Origin of the sequence: Mycobacterium sp. OAS707 (assembly GCF_014873705.1) — a bacterium.
Lineage (GTDB): Bacteria > Actinomycetota > Actinomycetes > Mycobacteriales > Mycobacteriaceae > Mycobacterium.
This window is the reverse complement of sequence record NZ_JADBDS010000005.1, coordinates 159667-184621: the sequence shown is the minus strand read 5'-3', so window position 1 is coordinate 184621 and position 24955 is coordinate 159667. Positions and strand designations below refer to the sequence as shown.

The window sequence follows — 24955 nt, the reverse complement described above, 5'->3', positions numbered from 1 at the left end:
GTGGGGTGGCCGGGTCAACCCCTTTGAGCCGCCGCGCAGGAGGCGAATTTCGCCGGCGAGCGTCAGCGAGTCCGGGGGTGGCGAAATTCGTCGGAGCCGCACGGGCGTAGCGCAGCGGAGAACGGGCGAGCGCGAGAAGCGGCGTGGGTTGACGCGGTCGGGGCCCCGTCGGCCACACTGGGCGAGCGCTGACGGCAAGAATGGTGAGTGGCTACGGATTTGGTCTTGGCCGCCGCAGGCGGCCAAGGGCCGTACGCACGGCGCTACATGATTGAGGTCAACGTGCAATCCGTTGCGGCGATCATCGCCTCGTCCTGCGCGGCGTGGAAACGGGTCAGGGGGTGTGAACTAGATCGCGGCTATTCCGCGGCTGAATTTCGGTCGCCCGCTGGAGAAGAAGCCCGCGCAGTCGCCGCGCACCGAGCAGCCCTCGCATTCGGTGACGTAGGCGTTTTTCCAGTCCGAGATCGACTGCACCGCAAAGGGCCGGATGCTGGGGTCAAGTACGCACAGCGGCAGGTTGTAGACCGAGACGTTGATCCCGGCTGCCGCGAGCACCTCGACGCCGGCCTTCAGTTGCTGTTGGTAGTCGAGCGGATCGATCCACAGCAGGTCGTCGTTGGCGATCGCGAAGCCGGTGTGTTCCATCCCCATCAGAGCCACGTGGTCGACGAACGGTAGGTTGCGGGCGATCCACGAGCAGGTGTCGGGTAGGCGCGCCGCGGTGATGGCGTGCAGCACAACGCGGATCTCGACGCGTTGACCGCGATCTTTTAGCTGCAGCACACCGAGGACCGTCTGGTCGAACGCCCCTTTGGCTTGCACGACGTAGTCGTGGATGTGATCAACGGCGGCGTAGATCGGGATGCCTGCCGAGAGCTTCGGATGGCCAACCGCCGCCCAGGCTTTGGCGACTTCCGCATCGGCGAAGCCGCGGCCGTTGGTCAGCACGTGCACGGCGGTGTCCGGGAGCAGATCGCGTGCCAGCTCAAGCAGGCCGACGAACCGGTGCCACTCGGTGAGTGGTTCGCCGCCGGTGAATGTCAGTGCCGGTGTGGCCGAGTCGACCAGCGCGAGTGCTTCGGCGATCTCCTCGAGGAGCCAACCGTCATCGACCTTCCGCGGCGGCTGCGAGCACATCAAGCAGTAATTGTTGCAGCGCTCCGTGACGAGGAAGAAGTTGTGTCGCGAAGACCGACGGTAGAGCACCCGCACCCGGCCGGATTGCGGGTAGACACCCACGACGTCACCGTCGCCGAGCGCGGCGAACCCGTCGGGTAATCGGATGTAGCTCAGTGAGATTCCGTCGGGGCGCGCGTCTCGTCCGATCGCGACCTGGTAGCCGTGCGTGCGTGCCAGCTCCCAATCGTGGTGGTCGGCAACCAACGCGGCGTCGCGATCACCGGCCGGGATACCGTGTGGGGACCGGAGCCGCCAGCAATGCCGCTGCGCGCCCAACCCGGTGAGCTCGAGCTCCGGCGAACGCCCCAGCAGCACAAGCGGTTTCACGAGGCCCAGCCCCGCAGGATGGCGGCGTCCTCGGGGGAATGCTCCAACAGCTCGAACAGGTGGGTGAGGACACCCTTTTGGCGTTGGCAGAACTCGGATAACGGCTTGATCCCCAACACATCGTTCTGCGTCGCATGGTGATAGACGGGATCTGCGCCGCAGTGGGGTTCAAAGACACAGCTGGAGCACTGCGGCGCGGTTTGGGTGAGCGAATCGGCGACCGCGGAAACCAGGGTGTCGGACAACACCAGCTCCCGATAACTGTGGTCATCGACGTTGCCGAGTTCGAAGCTGCGATCACCCATTTCGGCCAGCATCCGGGCCTCGTCGGAGGCATAGACGGCCCCGTCGTAGTTGTAGACCAGAGCGCCCAGCCCTATCCCGGCGGGGCTTCGCAGGTCGACGTAGCCGATGGGCTCATCGCTGAGCATCCGGCGAAGCATCAGTGTCGAATAGAACTCGGGAAACCGCCGACCGGACTTGTTGATGTCGAGGATGTAGCGCAGACCGTGCTTCCAGAATCCCAGCCAGTCCTGGCCGCGGTACTTGTGAAATTGCTTGGTTCTCATCGCAAAGCCGTAGGGCGACAGTGGGCGCAGGAAGATCCCGTCGAGGCCCTGCCGCAGGTATTCGTCGACGATCTCCTCGACGCGATTCAGACTGGCTTCGGTGGTGGTCATCAAGGCACCGACACGGTCGGCGCCGAGCCGCTCTTTGATGCGCGCGATACCCGCGACGGCGAGCTCATGGCTGTTTTGTCCGCGGCGCGGCCGGTTCTTGTTGTGCAGGTCGCGCGGCCCGTCCAGTGAGGTGGAGAACAAAACGTCATGCTGAGCGCAGAAGTCGAGCACCTCGTCGGTCAGCAGGGCCAGGTTCGTGGCGATCACGAATTGCAGCTGCTTGCCACGGCGGAGCGCCCGCTGTTTGGCGGTCACGACGATCCACCGGATGAGGTCGAAGTTCAGCAGCGGCTCGCCGCCTTGAAACTCAATCTTGATCAGCGGGGCCGGGGCGGAAAGGGCGATGTCGATCGCCTTGGACGCGGTGGCCTGGTCCATGTCGTAGCGGACGCGGTCCTGGCTTTGGCGGGATACTTGGCAATACGGGCAGGTGTGCTCGCAGCGCAGCGTGACCACGAACAGGTGCAGCGGCGTGGCCGCCCGCAGAAAGCTCAGTCGGCTACGCAGCCGAAGCGCCAGCAGTTGCTGCTGTGCGCGCTGGTCTGCCGCTCCGACGAAGAGCTTTTCGAATGCACGCTCATACAGGCCGTCGCCGGGCGCGATATCGAGGGCGCACAGACGATCCAGTTCGGCGGCCGTCATCTCGGCCAGGTCGCCCACCATGTTGCCGACCAGGAAACGGTCCGCGCCGAGCCGTTCAAAGCGGATCGGAAAAAGTTGAAGCGCAGAGGTTTCGGGACAGAAGGCGCCGGGTGACGCGAAGCCGGCCAAAGCCTCACTGCTCCTGGGCTAAAGACCCGAAAGCCAAAGCGACGATGACGTCGCGGAGCCGGTCAGTTTCCCTACCGACTTTCTCGCGGAGGTTTTCGTCGGTCACCAGATTCAGGAAATGGGAGCGCAACTCCTCGCCGTGAAGCCGCGACGGTGACAGCCGGCAAACGTATCGTCCGTCGGCTTCGTCGATGTGGCACGCGGCGTGCCCGATTACGCGGTAGGCGGCCTCGCGTAGGGCGCCCAACGACTGGGTCGACGCGTTGAAGTCAACGACGATGTCAGGCATTGATGGTTGCGGCGACGAGTTCATCGTCATCCGTCACCCAGGTAGGCATCGCAGAAGTGGCCTCCGGTGAGCACGGCGGTCAACGCCTGCTGGGCGATGCTCACCGCGGTGCTGGCGTCTAATCCGAAGACCTGTTGTAGTTCGTTGGCGATTTGATTCACGCCAAGGCCATTGGCTGCTCGCGCGCAGGCAAGGGCGGCGGGATCGGCGGCCGGCGCGGGGGCCGCTGGCGCGGGCGCGGGTGCCGGTGCGGGTATTGGCACGGGTACTGGGTTCGGGTCGGGCCACGGGATGGACCCCGACACATGCGAGGCGTGCGAGACGTGCGAGGAATGCGACTGATGCTGCGGGAATGGCATGCCGTCACTGGTCTGGTTCACGGTGAAGCTCATCAGCTCGACGTCGCCCCACGCCGTGGTCTCCGCTGGGGTCTGCGGCCGGTGTTCGGCCTCCGTCGCGATCGCAGACTCATCGGAGTCAGCGGCGTTCGCGACCGGCGGCGCGGCCGCCGGGGCCACGAGGGCCGCCAGCGCCGAAGCCAGGTTCAGGATCTTTGCAGGCTCACGCATCGACGGCGATGCTAGCAAATACTGGCACCGCCACCGGGTCGTTTTGCCCAAAGAGATAAAAGCAGCTGAAGAACCATGGAGGCGGCCCCGGCGGCGGCCTCCAGGGGCAGGCTAGGCAACGCCTCTACGGCCACCGTCCGTTGATCGACCCATCTTGGCGTGCCGGACAGCGAGGTCGTCAACGTCGGGGGCGTCGACGGGATCCGGCGGCCTCGGCTCGCCGCCACAGCTCCGCCAGGTCGGCGCGCATGACGGTCAGGTAGTCGGTGAGTTCTTCTCGGGAACAGTCGCTTTCGGCGAGTTGGGTCATCCGGGTGCCATGGAAGCCAACCGCACGGCGGTAGGCGTCCTCGAGGACTTCGCGGGCGTACTGGTCGATCATGGCGGGGCTGACGGTGTTGGTGTAGAGCTCGGCGAGGCGCACTGCGAACGCGTGGTGACGGCGGGCGGTGACCGTTCGTCCGCCATCAGCCGGCGGACGATGCCGCGCGGTGCGCAGCACTACGACCGGATCCGGATCGGTGCCGATGTCAACGAGGTGGCGGACGATCTCATAGACCCAGCGATGATCGGGATGCCAGATAGCGGTGTCGGGCACCAACGCGAGGATCGGTGCGGCCGTGGCGGCCGGCAGGTGCAGCAGCGCCCCGATCAGCTGGGCTTCGGGATCCCAGTGGCGCAGGGTGGCTTCGGCGCCCTGTGCGGGGGCCGAGGTGTCGCGGCCGACGACAGTCAGCTTGGGCGCGCTGCTCATGTCGACACCTCGGGTGCGAACAGGTCGGCCTCGACGATCACCGGGCTGTGGCCCGTACAGTGGCACTCGGCGAACGGTCCTGGGCCGAAGGTGATTGCGGTGCAGCCGATTTCGCCGTGGTCGCGCGCGGCGTGGCTGCACACGCAGATCTCGTCGATCGCGGCCGAGCCCACGACGCGACCGCGCCCGGCGAGGATCTCGTAGTCGGCCTGGGTCCAGGTGGCGGTGATGATGCGGTGGCGCTGCCCGATGGTTCGTAGGAACCGTTCCAGCGCTGCGAGTGCCACTTCCCGCCCGGGGTGCGTCGTTACCGCCGATGTCTGCGGATGGCTGATGGTGAGCCTGAACATGTGTCAGGCGACCTCGCCAGCCAGGTCGTCGATGTGATCGGGGCGAAATCCGCTCCAGTGCCGGTCGCTGGCGAGCACCACCGGGGCCTGCACGTGGCCCAGGCTCATGACGAAGTCGCGCGCCTGCGGGTCGGTGCTGAGGTCGACAGTCTCGTAGTCCAAGCCGGCGCGTTCGAGTGCGCGCAGAGTGGCGCGGCATTGCGGGCATCCGGGTTTGGTGTAAACGGTGATGTGCTGCATGAGAGGCCTTTTCGATGTGGTGCTTCGTATTTCCATTCTAAATGCGTTGGGAGCAACCCAGTTACGTTATTTTCGCGTTATCCACACGATGACAATTTGTCCACAAAGGTCACCGGTGTGCGTTTCGGCGGTGATATCCGCGTTGTCATCGTTGGTGCTGGATATCCGCGTGCGACAAGCCAATCCGCGTAGGTCTGGTGCGGTGGATTGGCGCGGATATCCACCCCCGAACGCGAAACAGGCATGATTTGTTGTAGCGAATGGCTCCGACACCGCGGATATCATTGTGTCGCTTTTTGCTTTTCGGGCTGGCAGCCGCCCGCCGGCCCGCTGAGGAGTCCGGCGGGCGGAGGGCATCACGCGTCGTGTGCCAGCTCGCGGTACAGCTCATCGGCGTCGCGCTGGCCGATCAGGACCTCCTCGATGGCGGCGAGCGCATAGCCGTTGGCGGCCAGGAAACGCAGGTACTCCTCGCTGCCGGGTTGCGGTTTGTAGGAGCTTGCCGCGTCGCGCCACGCGTCTTTGGGCGTGCGGCCTTCCAGCGCTGCCAGCACCATCCCCAGCAGCAGCACCTGGGCGCGGCCGTCGCCAGCGGGGGCAAGCTTGGCGACCGCCTCGTGTAGAGAGGTGTCGGCGGCGCCCAGCAGCTCGGCGACGATGGGGCGCGCGGCATGGTCGACCAGCAGACCGGGCCCTCGTTCCAGGCAGGTCGCCACGAACACCATCGCCCCTTTGACGGGTGTCTTGCGGGCCAGCAGGTGCTCGCGGACCCAGGCGCGGCGAACCTCCGCGGCGGCCTGGCCGAGCTTGTTGAGCGCCAGGACTTTTCGCCGCTGGACGCGTTGGGCTTCGGCGCGGGCCTCAGCGTCCTCGGCGTCGCCTTGCCCGCACACGATGGGCTTGGCGTGGGTGAGGAACTCGGCGAGGGTCAGTCCGGCCCCTTGCGGATCCAGGCAGTAGTACTCCGGGGTCCAGATGGTCTTTTCGATGACCGAGTCGGCGTGGCGGGTGCCCTCGGCGGGCTGTCGCTCGGGCTGGCGTTCGGTGGACCAGTCGACGTCGGCCTCGTCGACCGGCTCTCCGGTGGTGGCGTCGACCAGCTCGGTGTCCTCGACCATCCACACCGCCCACTGTGCGGCGTCGGTGACCGCTGCCTCGGTGGCCTCCTGATCGTCGGCGGTGCGCAGGTTGCGCAGCAGCACCGCGCCCGTGTCGCGCCACGCCGGTCGGTCGGCCAGGATGGTGAATCCTTGTTCGGCGTAGCCGGTTTCGGCCTCGCCGCGCGCGCGTTCGGCGAGGCGGTCCTGGCGCACTTGGGCGACGCGGTGGTGAAACGCCGGTGTTCCTGCCGCGGCGAGCAAGGCGTTGATGGCATCCTCGTCGCCGTCGAATTCGGTGAGCGCGGCGGCCTCGGTGAGCGACAACTGGCGGTCTTGGAGTGCGGCGAGCGCGGCGGGGGAGTCCGCCACGGTGGCGGCGGCGGTGACGGTGTCGCGGTCGACAGCGAGTTTCTTGGCGACCTTGGCAGCGGAGACTCCGGCCAGCAGCATCTGGTTGATCCCTTTGGCGCGTTGGGCGTCGGTCAAGGCGGTGCGCTGGTCGTTGGTGACGATCTGCTGGGCGATGCGTTCGGCGGTGGCGGCCTTGTCGTCGGTCAGCTGCGCGTTGAGGACGTACACCGGGATGGCGAGCAGCTTGGCTTGGCGCGCGGCTAATGTGCGGCGCTGCCCGTCGCGAACTTCGACGCCAGCCTCGGTGCGTACCGCGGTGATGGGTTGCAGCACACCGTGTTCAGCCACACTGGCTAGAAAGTGCGGGTCCAGTGCGGCGTCGTCGCGCACGTTCTCCCCGATCACCAGCGTCGTGGGATCGAGGTGCTCTAGGGTTCCGGTCATGATCTCCCTTTCGGGTCGTGGGCGTGGGCCGCCCGTTTTTGTTTGCCTTCTGGCACTGGAGATCCCGGCCGGCAGGCGACGCGAAAGCGCAATGGCCCGGGCGCGGAGTTCTTTTCGCCCGATCCGCAGGAGCCCGGCGTTGGAAAAGAACTCCGCGAGCCCCTTGGGGCCCGTAGCGCAGCGAAGGCCGGTGCCTTGCGCGCAGCGGCGCGCCGGCCACAATCGGAAGGCCAGAAGGCAAAATCAGTTCTTACGTCCGATGATGGCGATGCCGCCCGCGTGAACAAGCCGAATTCACGTCCCAGGCGGACTCTTCGCTGCCGAAATGAGATGCCCGGCAGGCACTGTCGCATACGAAAGGCAGCAGCTCCTACCATGGAGTCGTGCATCACTTGATCCCGATTAGCACTCTGCTGTGGGTTGCCTGCGAGCTGGTTCTGCGGTTACGGCAGCGGACGCACGGTCAGCCGCGAGTGGCGCAGTCTGATCGTGATTTGGCTATGTGCGGTCCTCGGGGGCGTGCTTGCGGGACAGCTGGCCGTGCACTTGACGGCCCTGGGCATTCCCTGGCTGCACAGTGGGCAAGGAATCGTGCTGGCACTCGTAATCGCTTGGTGCGGCATCGCGTTGCGGCTGTGGTCGGTGGCGACGTTGGGCCGCTTTTTCCGCCCCATCGTGCACATCCAGGAAGGCCATCAGATTGTGCGCACCGGACCATATCGAGTCTTGCGTCATCCTGCCTATACCGGGCTGGTGGTGGCGCTGTTCGGGTTGACGCTGCCGCTGGCCAACGTTGCGGCCATCGTGGTCGTCGATGCGCTGATTGTGATGGCGGTGCTGTTCCGCATCAGGGTTGAAGAGCGAGCCCTGCTCGACGGTTTGGGCGAACAGTACGCGCAGTACATGGCGCATACGCGTCGGCTGGTCCCGGGCATTTGGTAAGGGCGATGAGGGCACCGCCATGCGGCCCCGCGGTGTGATGCGCGGATTACGACGGCCACCAGGCCCGGCGCGCCGCATGGATCGCATCGACGAGAGCACTGACTTGTTGGAGCTGTTCGGGTCTAAACGGCCACAGCCCCGCCTCGCGGCGCGCAAATTCCACCGTCAGCGTCGTGCCGTCAATGCGGCAGTCCACCATCAGGGCGGCGTGGTAGCGCATCGAGCCTTCCCGATACGGAGTGAAGATCTCGAGCACGCGGCCGTCAAACGATGCCAGCCAGTTGTCGATTGGTGCTTCGATGTAATCACTCACAAGTCAGCAGCGTAGGCCTCTGCGCGTGCATCATAACGGTGCGGCTGCAGGTCAGAGATGTCGCGATGCGCCGGCACGGTGCACCGGTGTGTTGTAGATGACTGGGGCCCAACGGATTCGGTCAATGCAGGCTGACCCACGCCGCGCCGAACAGCGCCCCTACGTCGCCGAATAACCGGTGGGGGAAGCCGGCCATGGGGCACTTGCGGTTGCGCCGAGGGGGGCTGCGCGCGCAGCTTGCTGTATTGGGCACCGAGCGGCGGGCGCCTATTCGGAGCTCTCGGGCGTGGCGGCGGCCCCACAGGCGGCGCGGCGAACTGCGGCCAGCACGGGGTTATCTGGTTGGGCCCAAACGATTTCGAAGTAGTTGCCCTCCGGGTCGCACAGATAGGCCGAGCGACCGGTGAAGAACTCTGCATCGACGGGTTCCTTGGTGACGCGCGCGCCGGCGCTACGCATGCGCTGGGTCAGCCGGTCGACCTCCTCGGCGGTGTCGACGTTGATGCCGATCGTGAAGCCGATGCCGCTTGAGACGGGCTCGGGCTCGGTGTGCCCGTCGCGGGCCAGCTGCACCAGGGGAAACAGTGCCAGGACGATGCCGCGAAGCTCGAACGCCACGAACTCGCCGTCGTCGATGATCTGCGGCCAGCCCAGGGCGCGGTAGAACTCTTTGAGCCTGGGCAGGTCGCGGGCGCCAAGTGTGATCAGGTTGGCCAGGGGAGCCGATGAGTTCATGGCGCCGAGTATTCGCCGGGCTCTGACACCAGGAAGGGGTGATCAGCTGCTGTTCGTTGAGTGGGCCAGTTGCGCGCGGGCCCCGGCACGGCGATGATGCTGCGATCTCCGGCGATCTAGAGCCGTCATGTGGAAAGAGACGCGGTGCACGTTCACATTCCCCCGGCCAATGCAGCTGGCGCGGCCATCGTGCTGGCCGTCATTGTCGTCATGGTGCCGGCCACGGCGCTGTGGGTGTATGGCGATGCGAAGCAGCAGGCGAAGCATCGGAACCTCGCCGTGTTCTCGATCCACACATTCGATGTCGACACACCAGTCAGGTGGTTTCTCGCCTGCCTACTGTTGTGGGAGTTCTTCTTTCCGCTCTATTTGGACAGCCGTCGTCCCGCCGATTAGCGGACGCACAGGTGCGCTCGTGGCATCGCAGCGCTCCGTTCAGACGGCCGCCGCAGCGTCGGATTGTCAGTCGGGCCAACGCGATTGCAACGCCGGCGGTGTCCAGGTCGGCCACGTGGGAGAGCCGACGACGAAGCCGCGGTTGAACTGTGCCACGATCCGTGGCCCTTTGATGGCGCTGTTGTCGTAGACGGTGGCTTGTTCGCAGCGGGTGATCGCCTCGGCGACCAGCGGCCAGAGCCGGTGGTAGCGTTCGCGAATTTTATTCTGCGCCACCGGGTGTCCGCCGGCACGCACCCGGTAGTCCACGCGGGCCACCGCCAGCTCCTCGGGGATCAGCAGTGCATGCAGCGCGACCGTGTACCCGGCGGCTTGGGCGGTGTCGATGAGCTCCAGCTTGGACGGATGGGAGAACACCGTCTCGGCGATGAACGAGCGGCCCAGCTCGATCAGCTTCTCGCGGGTCTCGGCGGCGATCAGCGCCGCCTCATAGGCGTGGGCCGATGGGTCGTCAGGCCAGCGCGCTTTGGCGATCTCGTCGGCGTTGACGAACACGCTGCCTTTCAGCATCGGCGCCAGGGTCAGTTCGACGAAGGTCGACTTACCGGCGCCGTTGGGTCCGGCGACGAGGTCGAGCCGGTTCACGGCGTGGGTGCGGCGTTGATCTTCCTTGGGGCCGGGTTCACCGGCCGGTCACCACGGCCGAGGTGCCGTCGGGGCGGTGCTCGACGATCTCGCCGTTGTCGTTGAGGGCGACGGTGGTGACACCGCGCCCGGCCAGCACCCGGCCGTAGTCGCCTGCGCTCAGTTGCTCCTCGATCGATGCGGAGATCTCGGCGTTGAACACCACGCCCTCCTCCTCGCTCAGCTCTGCCAGCTCGAGGTCGCCGGCCAGCGCGGCCTCCACTCGCCGGCGCGCCGCGGTCTGCCCGGCCGAGACCGCCCGGCCCACCCGGGCCCAGTGGTCGAGCTGTTGTTTGGCCGAGCGGCTCTGGCGCGCGCCTTCGGCGGCCGCCGCGTCGAGCAGGTCGGCGGCGAAGCGGGTCACCCGGTCGGCGGTTTCGGCCACCACTCCTCCTCCTCGTGTAGCAATATGTAACGAGTGTAGCAGAATGCTACGCGAGGGGGGTCCGGTCAGCCGAGCGCGAGATCGGCGCTGTCGACGAACAACAGGTCGCCGTCGCCGAGCTGCACACCCCAGCGCCGCGCGGCGCCGGCGATGGTGTGCCCACCCACGTCGACCGGTTGCCCCGCGCTTTCACCGAAGTCCTCAACGACAGTTCCGAGCCGTTCCCGGTCGGTGTCCGGATACACCCGCACCGCCGTCCCGACGGCAATCCCGTTGTCCGACATATCGTTCCCGCCCCTCAAAGCCCCCATGGCGAATCAGTCAACCAGACCACGAGTCGCCCCACGGGCAAACCAGTCAGCTCGCCGCGGGGCACAAATTGCCGTCGGGAGCATCGTTGGGCGGCCGGTAGATTCTCTTTGAAAAGGCGAACAAGAGGTGAGGGGTGTCTGGGCTAACGCTGGCTGACATCGAACGCTGGAATCCCGACGACATCCACACGGTGTTTCAGGCGTGCATTTCGCGTGCGCAGGGCACCCGCGCGGCGGCTGACAATTTCGGCGACGTGATGCGCGCGGTGCCGTGGGACGGCGCCGCCCACGATGCCGCGATGGGCGCCCACGATCGGATCCGTCAGGATCTCAACAATCACGCCGCCGACGCCGAGGCTGTCGGGCGCGCCGCCAGCGCCGCCGAAACACAAGTGCGCGCCATCAAGGCCGACTGGGAGGCGATCAAGGCCGAGGCCGCCGGCCACGGCATCACGATCGATCCGGAGACCGAGACGTTCAGCTACGTCGAGCCCGCCGACCGTGACTCGCGGGTGCGGCTGCACAACGAGATCGCCGAGCTCGAGCGCCGCATCCAGGCGCTGCATGCCCGTGCCAGTGTCGCCGATGAGGAGCTGGCCGAGGCGATCAAGACCGCCGCCGGCGACGAGTCGGCCCAGGCGCTCGACGACGAGCTGGCCAGCCACGGCGTCGAGACACCTGAACAGGCCGAACACGACGTCCACGACGCGCTGGGCGGCGACAAGAACGCCGCCAACCGGGTGCAGGGGGTGCTGGAAAGCGTCACCCCCGAGCAGCTGGCCGGCAAGGCCCCGCTGACCCCCGAGCAGGCCTCGGTGCTCTCTCAGCTGCAGGCCCAGCAGAACGGAATGTCGCTGCAGGACCTCAAGCGCGCGCAGGACAGGCTGGGCCCGGACAGCCGGCTGATCGGCGACTCCTGGCAGCTGATGAGCAACCGCAACGTCTCGTTCCCGAAAACCCCGCTGAAGGTGGGCGCCACCGAGGACTCCACCAGCCGAGCCACCGGCGGGCTGACCCAGTTGCCGCGCAGCATGCAGGGACCGCTGACGCAGCCGGGCGCGGTGATGAAGATCGATCCGAACTCGGGGTTGGCGATGAACGACTTCCCGAACAAGGACGCCCTGGGCGTCATCGGCGGCATCGTCAAGCAGGGCAGCCCGGCGCTGCAGCACGACAGCGACATCGACAACGCGCTGATGGGCCGCGGCGCGGAAATGCTGGCCGGCGAAGAGGGCAACCGTGGTTGGCCCGGGATGTCGGGCGGAGACCACAGCGCCGACGACACGATCAAGACCATCTTCTCCGGCGCGGGCCGCGACCACATGGTCGACCGCGGCATCATCACCGGCTCCAGCAACAGCGAGTACCTGCCGGACATGACCACCAGTCAGTTCCTCGATGCGGTCACCCATCACCCGTGGGACGACCACGGCCAGGCCGCGGCTGGGCTGTTCAGCTGGACCAACCAGACCACCGGTCCGGAGGCGGTGATGGCGGGCCAGACCGCCGACGCGTACTCGAAATACCTTGGCGAGAACGCCGGGCCGCTGCTGGACCTGCCGGGCCATCAGACTCTCGGGCAGCTCAACCCGGCGCTGACACAGGGTTTCGCTCAGGGTCTGGCGCCCTACGCCCCGGCGATCGCCGGGGAGGAGAACGTGCCGGGGCTGGAGAACTTCTATCCGCCCGACACCGCCCACGACATCGACCAGTCGACGCTGCCGATCGCCAAGGGGGTGTTCTCGGTGCTGTCCACCGACAAGGACGCGTCAAATGTGTTCAACGGTGCGGTCATTGGCGACATCGCCGCCAACCAGCAGCACTACGCCCAGATGGTGGCCGCCGACCCGTCGATGGCGTCGAACACCGCCGACCTCGCCCGGGCCGCCAAGCTGCAGGCGCTGATGGACATCGGCACCCACAACGCGGTGGACGCCAATCACATCAACGCCGCCGAACAGGCGATCGACGCCTACAACCTGAAGAAATCGGCCTACGAATATGCGACAAAGTTCGCGGGCACCGGCGCCGGCGTGGTGGGTGGGCCGGCCGGCGGACTGGCCACCGACGTCGCGGGCACCGCGCTCAAAGACGTCATCCTTGGCCCGGAGCCGAAAGTCGGCGCCTCGACGGTGATGCCTGACATGCCTGGGGAGGCGCCCTACCGCGAGGCGCTGACCGGGATCGTGGCCACCCACCCGATCGACGGGTTCACTCCCGACACCTTCTTGCGGCCGGTGGATCCCGCCGATCCCAGCAGGGGGTGGGAGGTGGCCGGCTGGGACCAGCTTCCCCAACCCGTCAGGGAGCACATGCAGTGGCATGGTCCGGAGGATTACCGCGACTTCCTGCACAACGCGCTGGCGCCGTTCGTCGGCGCCGACAACGCCGGACTGATCGACACCCATGTCACCGGCGACTACAACAACGTGATCAAAGACCCGCAGCCGTGGAAAGCGGGTCACAAGTGACGTGCGGTCAGCGGCGGCGCCGCCTGGCGCGCACGGTGGCCGCATGTTGCGCGGTTGCCCTTGTGGCGGCCTGTCATTCGGGGACTCCCGGGCAGCAGCCGGCGCCGCCGCCACCGCCGAGCGGACCCTGGACCGGAACGATGGCGCAGGTGCGGGTGGTGTGGAGCGCTGAGCCCGGCGTCGATCTGCTGACCGGGCCGGCGGTGGTGGTGCGCGCCTTCCAGGAATCGGGCACGGGTGTGACGTTCGGGGGCAGCGAGGACTTCCTGTACCCGGGCTACGCGCACGTGCTGCCCCCGCCGGGCACCCCGCCGCCGGCCCCGCACTATCCCCACAACCCTCGGGCCAATATTCACCCGCTGGTCGGCACCGACCGCTACCACATCCTGCGCATCGAGCCCTCGGGCGCCAATCTGGTTGCGGTGTACTGCGGTTGGTTCTACGGCGTCGCCGACGATCTCGGCGACGGAAGGTATGGAACCGACGATCCCAACCGACGACCCACCGATACCGTCGGCGTATTCCGGCTCGCGTTGACCCCGCCACCGCCTGGGTCAGCATCGCTGCCGCCGCAGAAAGGGCCGGCACCGGCGCCGGTTGACGACGTGTTCGGCGGCTGGAAAATCAACGAGGAGATGGCGGCCGCGGCCTACCTCCACGGGCCGCCGCCGCAGTGGCCGACGATGGTCGACGACACCAACGAGTGCCAGGCGAAGGCGCCCGACACCCGCGAGCATCGGCTGTTCCTGTCCGCCGGAGTGCACCCGCGGTCGGACTACCCCACCCTGCCGGCGTTTCCCGGCTGGCCGGCGGGCAGCGCACAGTAGCGGAGCTCGCGCCGTGGGTCGTCGGCCATCGGTTCGGGCGGGGGTCATCCGGTGGCTTCGGCGTGCGCGACCAGTGAGCGCAGCTGGCGCAGCGCGAACTGGCGGGCCCGGCCGTCGGGCGGCAGGTACACCGCCGACCACATGCCCACGGCGGCAGGCGTGTTCAGTGCATCCTTGGCGCACGGGAAGCGACGCGGGCAGGCGCGGCACAACGCCTTGAGTTCGGGGTCGTCACCGGCCTCCAACCACCGGTCGGGGTCGGCTGCGCACGGCCACGGGAGGTCGGCCGGGCCGCCGTGAGCGGTGCCGCGTGCTGCGTTCATTGCCGTCCCTGAAGGTCGAGGACGCCGCGATGGCGCTATCGTATTGCTATCGTTAAATCGAGAGTAATAATAGCGCTGCGATAGCGCAAGCGGAGCGCGACGAGGTCGAGGCGATGGGGGGTCGCTCGGACGAAACGGCCAGGTAAGGGCGATTTAAACGGCACTGCGGCAGACATGCGGTCAGGAATTGACCATCACATACGATAGCAATATGAAAGCGATCCGCTATCGTTTAGCGCTGTACCGGGACGGCGCGGGGGATGAGTGGCGACGCCACCGTCGAACGTGTGCCGCGGACTCCGCTTGTTCGGGCGGCGGCGAAGCGGTTCGCGTTGCGCGCCGCCGGTCTTGGCCCCGGTCGTCGCCGCGGCGCCCAGGGCCTACGGCGTCGACCCGGACAAGATCTATGCCGATCGCGAAGGGTTAAGAGGCTGGGTATCCGGACTGGCGCGGTGGCCCGATCTGCGCGCGGCACCGCCACAGTCTGCTGTCGCTGTGGCGGTGCACGGTTGATGCCGCCTCATCGGCCGCGGCTCCTGGTCGTGCGAACCAGATGTCACCGACCCTGCCCGCTGCTCGAGCAACGTCGCGGCCACAATATCTAACACGCCCGTCGATGACAATGCCGGGCAAATAGGTTGCGGCACGCGGTGATTCGCCGCTATCTGGTCCCCATCACGTGCTGACCACATTGCGCCAGACGATCCAGGCGGGCCAGCCCGCCGGACAAATCGTCGGCGAGCGGCAGTTCGCCGTCGGGGTCGCAGATCGACAGCAGTCGCCGCACCGACGGGCTGCCAAGAATGATCCAGTCCACATCGGCGCGCGCGCAGTGCACGCTGACGTAATAGAGCGCGGTGAAGCCTTGGCTACCGAAGAACTCGACGGCACGCAGATCCAGCACCAGCTGCCGCGAAATCCCGGTGTGGGCCTCGACGTAGCGGCCCAACTGGCGGGCGTTGACCGCGTCGACCTCCCCGGTCACCGCGATCGCCAGCCGGCTGGCCGATAGCCGGCGCGTCTCAAACCTGGCGCGCCCGCACCCGCGGGTGTCAGCAATGGTCTTGCGATGGGTGGCGGTGGTACCAACAGATGGCATGGTCCCCCCAGCTCGTCTCGTGCGCGGATTTGTTGTGCAGCTCGGACGGCGTCGCAGTGGCGATCCCGATGGGGTGCGCCCGGCGCGTCTGGCTGGCTGGGAGCTCAACCGATACCGAGGGTAATGCGAATTTCGTGGCTAGACAACCACCTGGCCGGTGTCTCGTCGGGTGCCGGCCCTTAATCGACTAGGGTTCCGACGTTTGCGGTGTCGGTGCGGCCGCCACGTGCTATCTGCACGCGGAGGCCGCAATTGTGATGCTCGTGAAAGCGTTGCTACACAGGGTGGTTGATCACTTCAATGTCAGAGCGCGGACGGCCATTCGGGCGGCCGCGTGTGGCTACCGCTGGCCGGATGTGCTGGCGTAGAGCACAGGCGCAGCCCGACGGCTGCAAGCGACTTTCGATGTCGTGTGGAGCCCGTTCGTCACGGGATCTCGGGTTGGCAGCCGTAGCCGCCGTAGGCTGCCAGCGATTGCAGTTGGCGCAGTGCGAAGGTGCGTCCTCTGCCTTCAGCAGGGATGTGCACTCCGGCGACCATCCCCTCGATGCCAGGGGATTGCAATGCGTCCTTGGCGCACAGAAACCGCCGTGGGCAGCCTCGGCACAGCGCTTTGAGTTCGGGATCGTCACCACCGACGTCCCAGCGGTCCGGGTCTGCCATGCACGGCGTCACAGTCACCGTCACGGGGCTGTCGAACATCACGGTCACGATCACTCCTCCCACAGCGCTGCTCGCCTCGCGATGCAACCAACCGTAGCGCGCAAACAGAATCAACACAAGCGATGAACAGAATCATCACCTGATAGAACAGAATCGAATGTGGGTATCGTTTTCTGCACTGAAGGAAAGCGCCGAATCACCCAGGCAACACATCTGGTGCGGGTTGACGGCGTCGTCATGCCGATAGACTGGCGCGATGGCAGACAGTGCGGTCGATCCCAGCGTGCTTCGCGCGGGGTCGGCTTTTGCTGACCGCCGCGTGGAATTAGGTCTGACACAACGTGATATCGCCGGGCTGAAGATCATGGGGCAGCCGGCCCTGGTCGCCTTTGAAAAGGGAAGAGCCTGGCCTCGGGAGAAAACCAGGGCCAAGCTCGAGCAGGTCGCGCGCTGGCCGCCGGGCACGTTGGCGAAGCTGCGTGACGGTGTCGCGGCGAACGCAAGCACTGATTCTGCTGCGGCTCACGCCGGGTCTGAGTCGGCGACCCTTGTCACCGACGCGGTGCTGCTGGCGATGGGCAATGTCGTCGCCGCGATCGACGCCCTGCCCAGCGACGGCGACCCGGCGTTCGCACCCCGCGCACAGGCGGTGCTGGCTGATCTGCGCAAGCTCGAGGCGATCACGGCGCGCGCGGTGCGCAGCAGCCAGGGCGCCCCCGAGGTCATCAAGGCACTGCGGCTGGTGCGCACCCGCTATGACGACCTGATGGCCCGGTCCGCGGCATCGCCCGACGCCACCCTCGGTCAGCGGCTGTATGTGGCGCGCAACCGGGCGGCGCTGAGTGTGGCCGAGACGGCGGGGATCGCCGACCTGGCGCCGGAGGTGATCAGCGCGGCGGAGAGCGAACAGGGTGTGAGCCGCGCCGACGCGCAGAAGATCGAGGCGCTGATCGACAGCCTCAACCGGGCCTGATCGCGCGGCGACGGGTCGGCCGGCTGCGACTGAAGCTGTGCCCGACGGGAATTCGTGTAAGGCGCCGCACCCGGGGACCTTGATACTGGGTGTGTGTCGATCGCTGCGTTGGCCGCCCGGGTGAATCAGGTGCTGCGCCGGGGACACGCGCTGTTCGGCGATCCGGTGCTCGACGGTCGGGCTGAGGCGCTGAGTCCAGGGTGGGCCGCCGCACGGGACGTGGTGAGTACCAGCCGAATCCGCGCGGCGCCGCTGTCGGGCGCCTTGGCAGGCAGCTACGGCGACTTCGCCGAAGACGCGGATGCGGCGCTCGACGCCGCCGCGGGCGCCGACACCGCGCTGGCCCGAAGGGTGCAGTCCGCGGCCGCTGCTGACCGGTCGGGGCGCGCCCGCTCCGGGACCGTGCTCACCGGCGCGGGCGCAGACATCGCCGCCCTGGCACCGGTATCCGGCACACCGGCGGCCCAGCGCACCCTCGTCGCGGCGCTGCGCGCTCGCATCGCCCAGCAGCAACGTGTCATCAACGCCTATGCGATTCGCGATGCCCGGCTGGCGGCGATGCTGCGGTCGTTGGCCTACCGGCCCTGCAGTGCAGGTGGCGCTCTCGGCGTGGGCGACACGTCGCTCGGTGACGCCGGCATGCGGGGAATCCAGATGGCGTCGGGGTTGGAGCACTTAACGCCAAACTTGTTGATCGCCAACAGTTTGAGCGGCGCGGAGAAAGCGGTGGGCATCCCGCTGGGGGCACTCACCCCTGACTCCAGTCCGCGGGAAGTGGCCGCGGCCATCATCCATGAGGCATGGCGGCGCGGATACTCGCCACAGCAGACAATCGCGATCCTGTCGTGTGCGATGCAGGAAAGCGGACTCAACCCGAAAGCTGTCAGTCCGAATGGATTGTGGCGAAATATTTTTCAGCAGGACTCTAGCTACGCCGGCAGGGACAATCCCAACCTGGCGATCGCCGCGTTCTTCGACCGCCTTGACCGCCACGGCGGCCCCTCTTCTGCCGACATCTGGAAGTCGATCTTCTGGCTGCAACAGCGTCCCGGTGACCCATCAGCACACGCGGCCTACAGCCGCGGTCGCCACGAATACCTCACCGAAATCATGAGTCAACACGGGCACGCCGAGCAGATGTACCGCAGCATCACCGACGGCGAATAAAACTCGCCTCTCGCGTAAGTGACTCAATAAACTCACCTCATGTCGATTGACTTGGCGGACATGAGCGTTCGCGATCTGCTGGCCGTATGGTCGGGCGTTGCGGCCGAGCTACAACGTCGAGGGCTGACTCGCACCAACAGCGTGGTCGGAGAGCTGGCCGAGGCCATCGCGCGGCAACATTACGGGGGCACGCTGGCGACCTCGTCAACAACCGGTTACGACCTCGAGACCGATGACGGCGAGCTGATCCAGATGAAGGCTTTGTGGAAGTCGAGGCCGTCTCGCAACAAGCTCGGCGTAATCCGCGGCGCTCATTATGATTCGGTCTTGGCTGTCGAGTTCGACCAGGGGTTTACCTCGGCGACCGGTTACCGGGTGTTGCGCGCCGACGTCGAGAGGATGGTCCGCCACCAGCCCCACGTCAACGGACGAGAGATCGTGCTAACCGCACGGTTCAAGGCTGACCCGGCCGTTGAAACCGTGGATCTGTCAGATGCTTTCAATAAAGTCTTTTCGTCGACCGGTCCCATCTCACCCAGTGATGACGACCGCGAATAGTCGCGCACCTGCCTTGTCGTCGGCCGAGGAGCTCGTGACCCGCCATCGTTGGGCATGTCGTCGATAGGCCAACTTGGTCGCTGACAGCATCTGGCACGCCAGCACATGTCCAGGCTTACGTTGCCGCCAGCCAAAATTTGTGTCCGGGGGCGGGTGTTGGCAGCTTGATACTTGGTGTGTGTCGATCGCCGCGTTGGTTGCGCAAGTGGGTGACGTGCTGGACCGGGCGCACGCATTATTCGGCGATCCGACGCCGGAGGGGCGTGCTGCGACCTTAGATGCCGGTGCGGGGTTGGCGACCGCGGGCGACTTGGTGCGCACGGGTCACGCTCGTGTCGGCGGCCTTTCGGGAGATCTGGCGTCGCGTTACCGCCGGTTCGCAGCCGCAGCGGGTCCGACGCTGTTCGGCGTGGCCGGCACCGATGAGGCGCTCGGCGGCCAACTGCAAGCGGCGATGGATTCGGATCAGTCGGGGCGCGCGGACTCCGGTGCCGTGCGCACCGGGGCCGCCGGCGACACCGCCGTGCTGTCACCGGTGTCCGGCACGCCCGCGGGCCAGCGCGCCCTGGTGACCGCGCTGCGCGCCCGCGTCGCACAGCAACAGCGCATCATCGAAGCCCAACGGGCCCGCGACGCGCGGTTGGCGGCCGTCGTGCGTGTGCTGGCGTACGGCCGTCGACGCGCGGCGGGGGGCGGCGGGATGCCGTTGGGCGGCACACCGTTTGGGGGCGGGGGTGGGTTGGGTGGTGGCGGCACAGGGATGCCGCTGGCCGGCGGGGGCAGACCGCGCACCATGCTGGCGTCGCGGGCCGAGCACCGGGCCGCGGACATCCCCGGCGGCCCAGGTGACGCTGCCGCCAAGGCGGCGTTGAGCCGACTGGGCCGACCCTACGTGTGGGGTGCCAAGGGGCCCAGCACATTTGACTGCTCGGGACTGACCCAGTGGGCGTGGCGCCAAGCCGGGGTGAGCCTCGGCGGCGACACCTACAGCCAGATCGCCCAAGGCGTGCCAGTCACGCCCGACCAGGTGCGCGCCGGGGACCTGATCTTCCCGCTGGACGCCTTCGGTGAAGGTGGCCGCTCCGGGCCGGGCCACGTGCAGCTAGCCATCTCCGGCACGCAGGTCGTCCATGCGCCGACGACGGGCGACGTCGTCAGGATCGCCCCGATGCCGGCCCGCTTCATCGCCCGCAGGCCCGTGCCGGCGGCGGTCGAGGCGTGAAAATTCGCGCACCGAGCCGTCCGGCGGCGGCCTTAGGCTAGAACCCAGCGCAGGAAAGGACCGTGGTGAACCCCAGAATGGAACGCGAAATCGACCGCGTGCTCAACGTTGTCACTCGTGCGCACAAGCTGTTTGGCGGCGACACCGCGCCCGCTGATCCACCGGTGTTCACACCCCGCCGAGACCTCGAAGACGATCTGGGTCGCGGACACTTCTGCCGATGAGCAGAGCGAAGCACTTCGACGGCCAGACCCACTGGGACGTCTGGGATTCCACCCGCGGCACCCACGGCCTTGCCCAACCGGGGTGGGCGATGCCGTCGGACCCCACCCGCTACATCGGCCAGGACGATCCCTACTGGGTGGCGGTGCTGTACAACGCGCGCCACACCTACGGTGACCCCAACATCCACTACGACACCGACAACGCCGGCCAGCAGCGCCACCTCGTGTTCGGCGATCAGACCCCGCTGCCCTCAGACGCCACGGTCGTCTACCACGACTCGTCGACCAAGCAGAACTGGGCCCAAAACGACGACGGCACAGTCGCTCTCGTCGGCCCGGACGGCACGGCGGGCCCGCCGATCACCCCGGCCGGCTATCGCAAGGTCGGCTCGGGCTACGCCCCGATCGACGCCCGCGGCCAGCAGATCGCACCACAACTGAGCGGAATTCCCAGTAGCAACAACGGTTTTCACACCGATCCCGCGACGGGGGTGCTGACCCCGAAGAACGCCGACGGCGCCTACTACACGCTGGGGCCCGACGGTAGGAAGTCGTTTTTCGACAAGGACGGTCGCCCGATCACCGAGGACCAGTACACCAAGGGCAGCGCCTCGCCGACACCGGATCCGGGTCTGGCCACCGACGAACAGCAGTCCGGCAAGGCCGCCGACGCCGTCGGCAAACTGCACGACGAGCTCAAGAAGAACTATTCGTCGATCAGCGAGGCCGAGGAAAAACTGTCGGAGGTGCTGCTCAGCGCGCACGCGGCTAGCGCGGCCGGACAGCGGCGACTGGGCGAGATCCAAACCAAGATCATCGACGCGGTCAACAACCCGGCGATGTCGATCGACACCCCCGCCGGTGAGCGGTCGTTTCTGACGTTCCTGCACAGTCAGGTCGGCGCGATCAACGACCTGGTGACCTCGGGCAGCCTGACCGCCGACGACCAGGCCAAGACCACGCAGGCGCTCTCAAAGCTGTACGCGGCCGACGACACCGGTGCCGGAACGACCGAATCCTCAACTCCGCCAACCCCACCCGTCGCGCCGACGCCACCGGAGGCGGAGCCGGTGGACGCCGGACTGGGCTCCGCCGAGCCGATGCCCGACCCGTCGTTGTCCGATGTGCTCGGCGGCCTCCCCCTGGACACCGGGCTGGGTGCCGACCCGTTGTCGTCGCTGGGCGCGCTGCCCGGTGCCCTCGGCGGCCTGGGCGGGGCACCGGGCACACCGCTGGACGGGCTCGGCGGCCTGGCGGGCGCGATCGCCCCACTGGCCGGGCTGGCTTCCCAAGCCGGCGACCACCGTAGTGATCGCTTCCCAGACACCGTGGAGAAAACCGACGACACCCCAGAACCCAAGGACCACAACGACGCTCGCGATACCGCCGAGAAAACCGACCCGGTGGACAAGGGTGCGAGCAATGCGGACGCCGCGCCGCCCGCTGGCCCGCCTGCCCCGCTGGCAGCTCCCGCGCCGCCTGCGCCACCGACGGACACGGTGCGGCTGCCCGACGGGTCCAGCGCCAACGCCCGCACCCCGGCGGCGGCCCAAGCCGTGACGGCCTACCTCGGCGGGGACACCGTGGATGCCGCCTACAGCAAGAACAACCTGGCGCTGCCGCCGCCGGGAACACCGGTGACCGACCCCGTTGATCCCAGCCAGCTGGCGTGCGGCGACGTCGGCATCTTCAAAGACCACTATGTGGTGGCGCTGAGCTCGGTGAAGGCGCTTGCCAACGGGCAAGTCGTGCCCCTGGGCTCGGTGGCGTCGAGCCCCGACTTCCTAGGCTGGATCGATCCCACCGCCACCTCCGGACGTCCCCAACCCGCCCCGCCGCCGCCGACGGCTCCGCCGCCCCCGGCCCCCGATGCGCTCGCCGACGCCGCATCAGCGGTCCCGGCCGGTTAGCGAGAGGCGCACAATTAGTTGCAACGGAAAGGAACCTGGAGATGACCGAACCGATCCGCATCGACCCCACCGTGCTGCGCGAGGTCGCCGCCAACCACGAGGACGTGGCCCGCGTCATCGACGAGGCCCGCGAGGCCGGCGCCGACATCGCGGCCGCCGTGGGCAGCTATGGTCCGATCATGCACCAGGTGAAAGCGGCCGTCGGTGACCTGCTGGCCGAACGCGACACCGCCCTGGCCGAGCACAGCGCGCGCCACCGCGCCGCCAGCGACGAGCTGCACCGCGCCGTTCATACCTTCCTCAACATGGACGACGAGAACGCGGCGACCCTGCGGAACCTGTGACCGACGACCCGGCCGCCGTGCCCGCCGCCGAGCGGGAGTACTCCGCCCACACCCCCGATGAGACGGTGTGGGTGCGGGTGCTGGGCAGCGGCCGGGTGCTGGGGGTGCAGTTGGAGCCGCCGGTGATGCGCCGGCCGGGCAGCGAGATCGCCGCCGCCATCCAGGCCTGCGCCGACGTCGCCTACCTCGAGGGCCAGGTCGCGTTGCGCGCCGAGTTCGAGCAGCGCGGCGCACCCGCCGACGGGATCAGCTGGATGCCGACGCCCGCCGACCTCGAGCAAGCCCGGGCGCGGTTGAGGAGCCTGCGGTGAAGATCGACGCGCCCGGTCTGGTGGCTGCCGCGCAGCGACTCCTCGACGCGGTCATCGCCGTCGGCGGCGCCGAAGTTCCGCACCCGCCGTTGGCGGCGGATGTGGCTTCGGTGGGTGCGGCGGCACGGTTGAGCGCCGCGGGCGGTGAGCTGGGCGCGGGGCTGGCCGCGCATGTGGCCGCGCTGATCGGCACCGTCGAGGCGCTGACTGGGACGGCGGCGGCGTTCGTGGCGATGGACGAGTTCAACAAGGCGCTGCTGGCGCTGACCGGTGGCCGCGCGTCCGGGCCGCCGGCGCCAGGAGTGTGGGCGCCACCGGCGCCGCCGGTGCCCCCGGATGTGCGGTTGCCGATGCCGCCGCCGATGACTGGTCCGCCCGAGGCGATTTCGGCGGCCGCGCACGCCGGTGACCCGTCGGCGGGCGAGATGTTCACCTCGGCGTGGTCGCAGGTGGCGGCCTCCGCGCACGACGGCGCCGACACGATCCGCGCGACGGTCGGTCAGCTACCCGACACGCTGGACGCGCAGGTGTCCACGCCGGCGGTGAGCGCTCACCTGCTGGCCTTCGCCGACGGGTTGGACACCTACGCCGAGCGGGCGCGCACCCTGGTGACTCAGGCGAGCGCGTATGCCGAGAATCAGGTCGCCGCCCGCCAGGCGATCCCGTCGCCGCAGCAGCTGGCCGTCGCCGACCAGAACGTGCGAATCATGCAGGCCAACAACGTCGCATCGGGCGGCCGGCACTCGGCCGCGCTTGCCCAGGCGGTGGCCACCAAGACCCAGCTGAACACCCGGGTGACGACCGGCTACGGCGACTTCCACGCGAACACCGACGCCGCGACGAGCGCCTCGGATCCCGGCGACCCGGGTGGCGCGCAGCCCGGCGACGCGGCGGGCGCGGGTGCCGGGGGCGCAGGCTCGGGGAAGGATCCGGCTGCGGCGGGGTCGGCGGATCAGTCCGGTCAGATGGCCGGGCAGATGGCGCAGATGATTCCCACTGTGCTCGGCGCGGTCGGCGGCATGGCCGGCGGCCTGCTGGGCGCGGTGACCAAGGCGCCAGAAGAGTTGATGCAGGCCGCATCTCAGGCAGCCCAGCAGGCCACCCAGGCGATGAAAGGGGTGGGGGAGCCGAAGCTGGATGCCTCCGGTGAACTGCCGGTCATGCCCGAAATGGGTGATGGCGCAGGCGGTTCGGGTGGTGGCGCCGGTGGAGGCGGCGCGGGTGTCAGCCCGGCCGGGGGAGCGGGGCCGTTGTCCGTGGCCCCGACCACGGGTGCACCGTCCACACCGGCGGTGGAGCCCGCCGGGGCATCCGGGCCGCCGTCGGCGCTCGGGCCCGCCCAAGGCGGTGCGTCGGGGATGCCGATGGGCATGCCGATGGGTGGGATGGGCGGCCTCGGCGGTGCTGGCGGTCAGGGCGGCGGCGACAAAGGAGAGGCGGGTCGGCCGAAAAAGATTGCGGGGCGCGATATTCCGCACACCGAGGACGTCACCGGGCGCGTCGACACCAACCGGCTGGCCGCCGCAGCCGCTGCGACTCGGGGAGGGTCTTCTGGAGGCCCCGATGAGGACGACGACCCGCCGGGCAAAGCCGAAAAAGTGGTGCGGCGGCGCATTGTCACCCGGCCCCCTGAGGAGCCGACGTGAGTCTGGACGCGTCGGGCTTCGAGGACATGGACGATGCGGAGAAGGTCAAGTTCAGCCAGGAGGAATCCGCGGCCACCCTCGCCCGCCTCGACAAGCTGCTCGCCGATCTGGACGGACTACGGGCCACCGTGGAGGACCCCGACGGGTACATCTCGTTCGCCTTGGGATTCGATGGGCGGCTGCTGGACTTAAAGATCGCCGACGCGATCGGGCACGTGATGACCAACCTCGAACTCGAAGCCCGGCTCAACCGGCTGATCGCGGCCGGAGAGGACGGGGTGGATCAGATGCGGGCGGAGTTGTTCTGAGGGTTGGGGATTGGGGCTGTGGGTTTGAATGCGGGGGACCACCGTACCGAAGTGGAGAGTCACACTCAGAACCCAAAGCCGCTTGG

At 67.8% G+C, this 24955-nt stretch carries 31 protein-coding genes; 15 read left to right on the top strand and 16 right to left on the bottom strand.

Translation table 11 applies throughout. The annotated features are described in order from the left end of the window. Window positions 1–348 precede the first annotated feature (348 nt). The 8 genes from hxsC to GGC64_RS29385 all read right to left on the bottom strand — a co-directional run bounded on the left by hxsC (window position 349) and on the right by GGC64_RS29385 (window position 7057). A complete protein-coding gene (hxsC, locus tag GGC64_RS29420; RefSeq protein ID WP_370582399.1) occupies window positions 349–1509 on the bottom strand; it encodes a His-Xaa-Ser system radical SAM maturase HxsC in 1161 nt (386 codons plus the stop codon). Beyond that, window positions 1506–2960 carry a His-Xaa-Ser system radical SAM maturase HxsB gene (gene hxsB / locus GGC64_RS29415; protein WP_192726128.1) on the bottom strand — a complete coding sequence of 485 codons (1455 nt, stop codon included), beginning with the start codon at window positions 2958–2960 and terminating at the stop codon, window positions 1506–1508. The genes hxsC and hxsB overlap by 4 nt, the downstream gene beginning before the upstream one ends. 4 nt (window positions 2961–2964) lie before the next feature. Next, complete coding sequence (locus tag GGC64_RS29410; RefSeq protein WP_192726127.1) at window positions 2965–3249, bottom strand: hypothetical protein; 285 nt, start codon at window positions 3247–3249, stop codon at window positions 2965–2967. A 26-nt stretch (window positions 3250–3275) separates the two neighbouring features. Further along, window positions 3276–3818: a hypothetical protein gene (locus tag GGC64_RS29405; RefSeq protein WP_192726126.1), complete on the bottom strand. Its 543-nt coding sequence runs from the start codon at window positions 3816–3818 to the stop codon at window positions 3276–3278. A gap of 178 nt (window positions 3819–3996) precedes the next feature. Further along, complete coding sequence (locus GGC64_RS29400) at window positions 3997–4572, bottom strand: DnaB-like helicase N-terminal domain-containing protein (protein WP_192726125.1); 576 nt, start codon at window positions 4570–4572, stop codon at window positions 3997–3999. Next, complete coding sequence (locus tag GGC64_RS29395; RefSeq protein ID WP_192726124.1) at window positions 4569–4922, bottom strand: hypothetical protein; 354 nt, start codon at window positions 4920–4922, stop codon at window positions 4569–4571. Before GGC64_RS29395 ends, GGC64_RS29400 begins: the two co-directional genes overlap by 4 nt. 3 nt (window positions 4923–4925) lie before the next feature. After that, window positions 4926–5162, bottom strand: a complete 237-nt coding sequence (gene nrdH / locus GGC64_RS29390; RefSeq protein WP_192726123.1) for a glutaredoxin-like protein NrdH — start codon at window positions 5160–5162, stop codon at window positions 4926–4928. Between the two features lie 356 nt (window positions 5163–5518). After that, window positions 5519–7057, bottom strand: a complete 1539-nt coding sequence (locus GGC64_RS29385; RefSeq protein ID WP_192726122.1) for a ParB N-terminal domain-containing protein — start codon at window positions 7055–7057, stop codon at window positions 5519–5521. Window positions 7058–7477: 420 nt separating this feature from the next. Between GGC64_RS29385 and GGC64_RS29380 the strand changes: the two genes are divergently transcribed. Continuing rightward, window positions 7478–7999 carry an isoprenylcysteine carboxylmethyltransferase family protein gene (locus GGC64_RS29380; protein WP_192726121.1) on the top strand — a complete coding sequence of 174 codons (522 nt, stop codon included), beginning with the start codon at window positions 7478–7480 and terminating at the stop codon, window positions 7997–7999. A 46-nt stretch (window positions 8000–8045) separates the two neighbouring features. On the opposite strand, the gene GGC64_RS29375 is transcribed toward GGC64_RS29380, so the two are convergent. Further along, entirely contained in the window at window positions 8046–8312 is a 267-nt protein-coding gene (locus tag GGC64_RS29375; protein WP_192726120.1) for a hypothetical protein, read from the bottom strand. 267 nt (window positions 8313–8579) lie between these two features. Then, window positions 8580–9047: a VOC family protein gene (locus GGC64_RS29370; RefSeq protein WP_192726119.1), complete on the bottom strand. Its 468-nt coding sequence runs from the start codon at window positions 9045–9047 to the stop codon at window positions 8580–8582. A gap of 129 nt (window positions 9048–9176) precedes the next feature. Here GGC64_RS29370 and GGC64_RS29365 point away from each other — a divergent pair, with 129 nt between their 5' ends. Continuing rightward, window positions 9177–9443: a hypothetical protein gene (locus GGC64_RS29365; protein WP_192726118.1), complete on the top strand. Its 267-nt coding sequence runs from the start codon at window positions 9177–9179 to the stop codon at window positions 9441–9443. A 66-nt stretch (window positions 9444–9509) separates the two neighbouring features. On the opposite strand, the gene GGC64_RS29360 is transcribed toward GGC64_RS29365, so the two are convergent. The 3 genes from GGC64_RS29360 to GGC64_RS29350 all read right to left on the bottom strand — a co-directional run bounded on the left by GGC64_RS29360 (window position 9510) and on the right by GGC64_RS29350 (window position 10796). Continuing rightward, complete coding sequence (locus GGC64_RS29360; protein ID WP_192726117.1) at window positions 9510–10088, bottom strand: zeta toxin family protein; 579 nt, start codon at window positions 10086–10088, stop codon at window positions 9510–9512. Between the two features lie 37 nt (window positions 10089–10125). Then, window positions 10126–10512 carry a hypothetical protein gene (locus GGC64_RS29355; protein WP_192726116.1) on the bottom strand — a complete coding sequence of 129 codons (387 nt, stop codon included), beginning with the start codon at window positions 10510–10512 and terminating at the stop codon, window positions 10126–10128. Window positions 10513–10577: 65 nt separating this feature from the next. Then, window positions 10578–10796, bottom strand: a complete 219-nt coding sequence (locus GGC64_RS29350; protein ID WP_225952633.1) for a hypothetical protein — start codon at window positions 10794–10796, stop codon at window positions 10578–10580. A 161-nt stretch (window positions 10797–10957) separates the two neighbouring features. On the opposite strand from GGC64_RS29350, the gene GGC64_RS34875 reads away from it, so the two are divergent. Together GGC64_RS34875 and GGC64_RS29340 are read left to right on the top strand one after the other, a co-directional pair. Further along, window positions 10958–13294: a hypothetical protein gene (locus GGC64_RS34875; protein ID WP_370582397.1), complete on the top strand. Its 2337-nt coding sequence runs from the start codon at window positions 10958–10960 to the stop codon at window positions 13292–13294. Beyond that, window positions 13291–14121, top strand: a complete 831-nt coding sequence (locus GGC64_RS29340) for a hypothetical protein (protein WP_192726114.1) — start codon at window positions 13291–13293, stop codon at window positions 14119–14121. The genes GGC64_RS34875 and GGC64_RS29340 overlap by 4 nt, the downstream gene beginning before the upstream one ends. 44 nt (window positions 14122–14165) lie before the next feature. On the opposite strand, the gene GGC64_RS29335 is transcribed toward GGC64_RS29340, so the two are convergent. Then, a complete protein-coding gene (locus tag GGC64_RS29335; RefSeq protein WP_192726113.1) occupies window positions 14166–14444 on the bottom strand; it encodes a WhiB family transcriptional regulator in 279 nt (92 codons plus the stop codon). Window positions 14445–14708: 264 nt separating this feature from the next. Between GGC64_RS29335 and GGC64_RS29330 the strand changes: the two genes are divergently transcribed. Next, a complete protein-coding gene (locus tag GGC64_RS29330; RefSeq protein ID WP_192726112.1) occupies window positions 14709–14957 on the top strand; it encodes a hypothetical protein in 249 nt (82 codons plus the stop codon). Between the two features lie 148 nt (window positions 14958–15105). Here the strand turns inward: GGC64_RS29330 and GGC64_RS29325 are convergent, their stop codons facing one another. After that, window positions 15106–15543 carry an STAS domain-containing protein gene (locus GGC64_RS29325; protein WP_192726111.1) on the bottom strand — a complete coding sequence of 146 codons (438 nt, stop codon included), beginning with the start codon at window positions 15541–15543 and terminating at the stop codon, window positions 15106–15108. A 426-nt stretch (window positions 15544–15969) separates the two neighbouring features. After that, window positions 15970–16245, bottom strand: a complete 276-nt coding sequence (locus GGC64_RS29320) for a transcription factor WhiB (protein WP_225952684.1) — start codon at window positions 16243–16245, stop codon at window positions 15970–15972. 217 nt (window positions 16246–16462) lie between these two features. On the opposite strand from GGC64_RS29320, the gene GGC64_RS29315 reads away from it, so the two are divergent. The 10 genes from GGC64_RS29315 to GGC64_RS29270 all read left to right on the top strand — a co-directional run bounded on the left by GGC64_RS29315 (window position 16463) and on the right by GGC64_RS29270 (window position 24869). Further along, window positions 16463–17179, top strand: coding sequence for a helix-turn-helix transcriptional regulator (locus GGC64_RS29315; protein ID WP_192726110.1), 717 nt, complete (start codon window positions 16463–16465; stop codon window positions 17177–17179). A gap of 93 nt (window positions 17180–17272) precedes the next feature. Next, window positions 17273–18346 (top strand): hypothetical protein, encoded by a 1074-nt coding sequence (locus GGC64_RS29310; RefSeq protein WP_370582396.1) that lies wholly within the window; start codon window positions 17273–17275, stop codon window positions 18344–18346. Window positions 18347–18385: 39 nt separating this feature from the next. After that, a complete protein-coding gene (locus GGC64_RS29305; protein WP_192726109.1) occupies window positions 18386–18904 on the top strand; it encodes a hypothetical protein in 519 nt (172 codons plus the stop codon). Between the two features lie 178 nt (window positions 18905–19082). Next, window positions 19083–20126, top strand: a complete 1044-nt coding sequence (locus tag GGC64_RS29300; protein WP_370582395.1) for a C40 family peptidase — start codon at window positions 19083–19085, stop codon at window positions 20124–20126. Between the two features lie 62 nt (window positions 20127–20188). Next, window positions 20189–20350, top strand: a complete 162-nt coding sequence (locus GGC64_RS29295) for a hypothetical protein (protein ID WP_192726107.1) — start codon at window positions 20189–20191, stop codon at window positions 20348–20350. Further along, window positions 20347–22260, top strand: a complete 1914-nt coding sequence (locus GGC64_RS29290; protein WP_192726106.1) for a DUF4226 domain-containing protein — start codon at window positions 20347–20349, stop codon at window positions 22258–22260. The genes GGC64_RS29295 and GGC64_RS29290 overlap by 4 nt, the downstream gene beginning before the upstream one ends. 41 nt (window positions 22261–22301) lie before the next feature. Continuing rightward, window positions 22302–22604: a type VII secretion target gene (locus GGC64_RS29285; RefSeq protein WP_192726105.1), complete on the top strand. Its 303-nt coding sequence runs from the start codon at window positions 22302–22304 to the stop codon at window positions 22602–22604. Continuing rightward, a complete protein-coding gene (locus GGC64_RS29280) occupies window positions 22601–22915 on the top strand; it encodes a hypothetical protein (RefSeq protein ID WP_192726104.1) in 315 nt (104 codons plus the stop codon). The genes GGC64_RS29285 and GGC64_RS29280 overlap by 4 nt, the downstream gene beginning before the upstream one ends. Continuing rightward, the gene (locus GGC64_RS29275; protein WP_192726103.1) at window positions 22912–24561 is read left to right on the top strand and encodes a hypothetical protein; all 1650 of its coding nucleotides are present in this window, start codon (window positions 22912–22914) and stop codon (window positions 24559–24561) included. The genes GGC64_RS29280 and GGC64_RS29275 overlap by 4 nt, the downstream gene beginning before the upstream one ends. Further along, window positions 24558–24869, top strand: a complete 312-nt coding sequence (locus GGC64_RS29270; RefSeq protein ID WP_192726102.1) for a hypothetical protein — start codon at window positions 24558–24560, stop codon at window positions 24867–24869. Before GGC64_RS29275 ends, GGC64_RS29270 begins: the two co-directional genes overlap by 4 nt. Window positions 24870–24955: the final 86 nt, after the last annotated feature.

What these genes read in the sequence shown, in the direction of transcription:
- GGC64_RS29315 (WP_192726110.1), top strand. Translation starts at nt 16,463, where the DNA reads ATGGCAGACAGTGCGGTCGATCCCAGCGTGCTTCGCGCGGGGTCGGCT.
- GGC64_RS29320 (WP_225952684.1), bottom strand. Translation starts at nt 16,245, where the DNA reads ATGTTCGACAGCCCCGTGACGGTGACTGTGACGCCGTGCATGGCAGAC.
- GGC64_RS29325 (WP_192726111.1), bottom strand. Translation starts at nt 15,543, where the DNA reads ATGCCATCTGTTGGTACCACCGCCACCCATCGCAAGACCATTGCTGAC.
- GGC64_RS29290 (WP_192726106.1), top strand. Translation starts at nt 20,347, where the DNA reads ATGAGCAGAGCGAAGCACTTCGACGGCCAGACCCACTGGGACGTCTGG.
- GGC64_RS29350 (WP_225952633.1), bottom strand. Translation starts at nt 10,796, where the DNA reads ATGTCGGACAACGGGATTGCCGTCGGGACGGCGGTGCGGGTGTATCCG.
- GGC64_RS29400 (WP_192726125.1), bottom strand. Translation starts at nt 4,572, where the DNA reads ATGAGCAGCGCGCCCAAGCTGACTGTCGTCGGCCGCGACACCTCGGCC.
- GGC64_RS29305 (WP_192726109.1), top strand. Translation starts at nt 18,386, where the DNA reads ATGTCGATTGACTTGGCGGACATGAGCGTTCGCGATCTGCTGGCCGTA.
- GGC64_RS29395 (WP_192726124.1), bottom strand. Translation starts at nt 4,922, where the DNA reads ATGTTCAGGCTCACCATCAGCCATCCGCAGACATCGGCGGTAACGACG.
- GGC64_RS29385 (WP_192726122.1), bottom strand. Translation starts at nt 7,057, where the DNA reads ATGACCGGAACCCTAGAGCACCTCGATCCCACGACGCTGGTGATCGGG.
- nrdH (WP_192726123.1), bottom strand. Translation starts at nt 5,162, where the DNA reads ATGCAGCACATCACCGTTTACACCAAACCCGGATGCCCGCAATGCCGC.
- GGC64_RS29370 (WP_192726119.1), bottom strand. Translation starts at nt 9,047, where the DNA reads ATGAACTCATCGGCTCCCCTGGCCAACCTGATCACACTTGGCGCCCGC.
- GGC64_RS29405 (WP_192726126.1), bottom strand. Translation starts at nt 3,818, where the DNA reads ATGCGTGAGCCTGCAAAGATCCTGAACCTGGCTTCGGCGCTGGCGGCC.
- GGC64_RS29335 (WP_192726113.1), bottom strand. Translation starts at nt 14,444, where the DNA reads ATGAACGCAGCACGCGGCACCGCTCACGGCGGCCCGGCCGACCTCCCG.
- GGC64_RS29285 (WP_192726105.1), top strand. Translation starts at nt 22,302, where the DNA reads ATGACCGAACCGATCCGCATCGACCCCACCGTGCTGCGCGAGGTCGCC.
- GGC64_RS29410 (WP_192726127.1), bottom strand. Translation starts at nt 3,249, where the DNA reads ATGCCTGACATCGTCGTTGACTTCAACGCGTCGACCCAGTCGTTGGGC.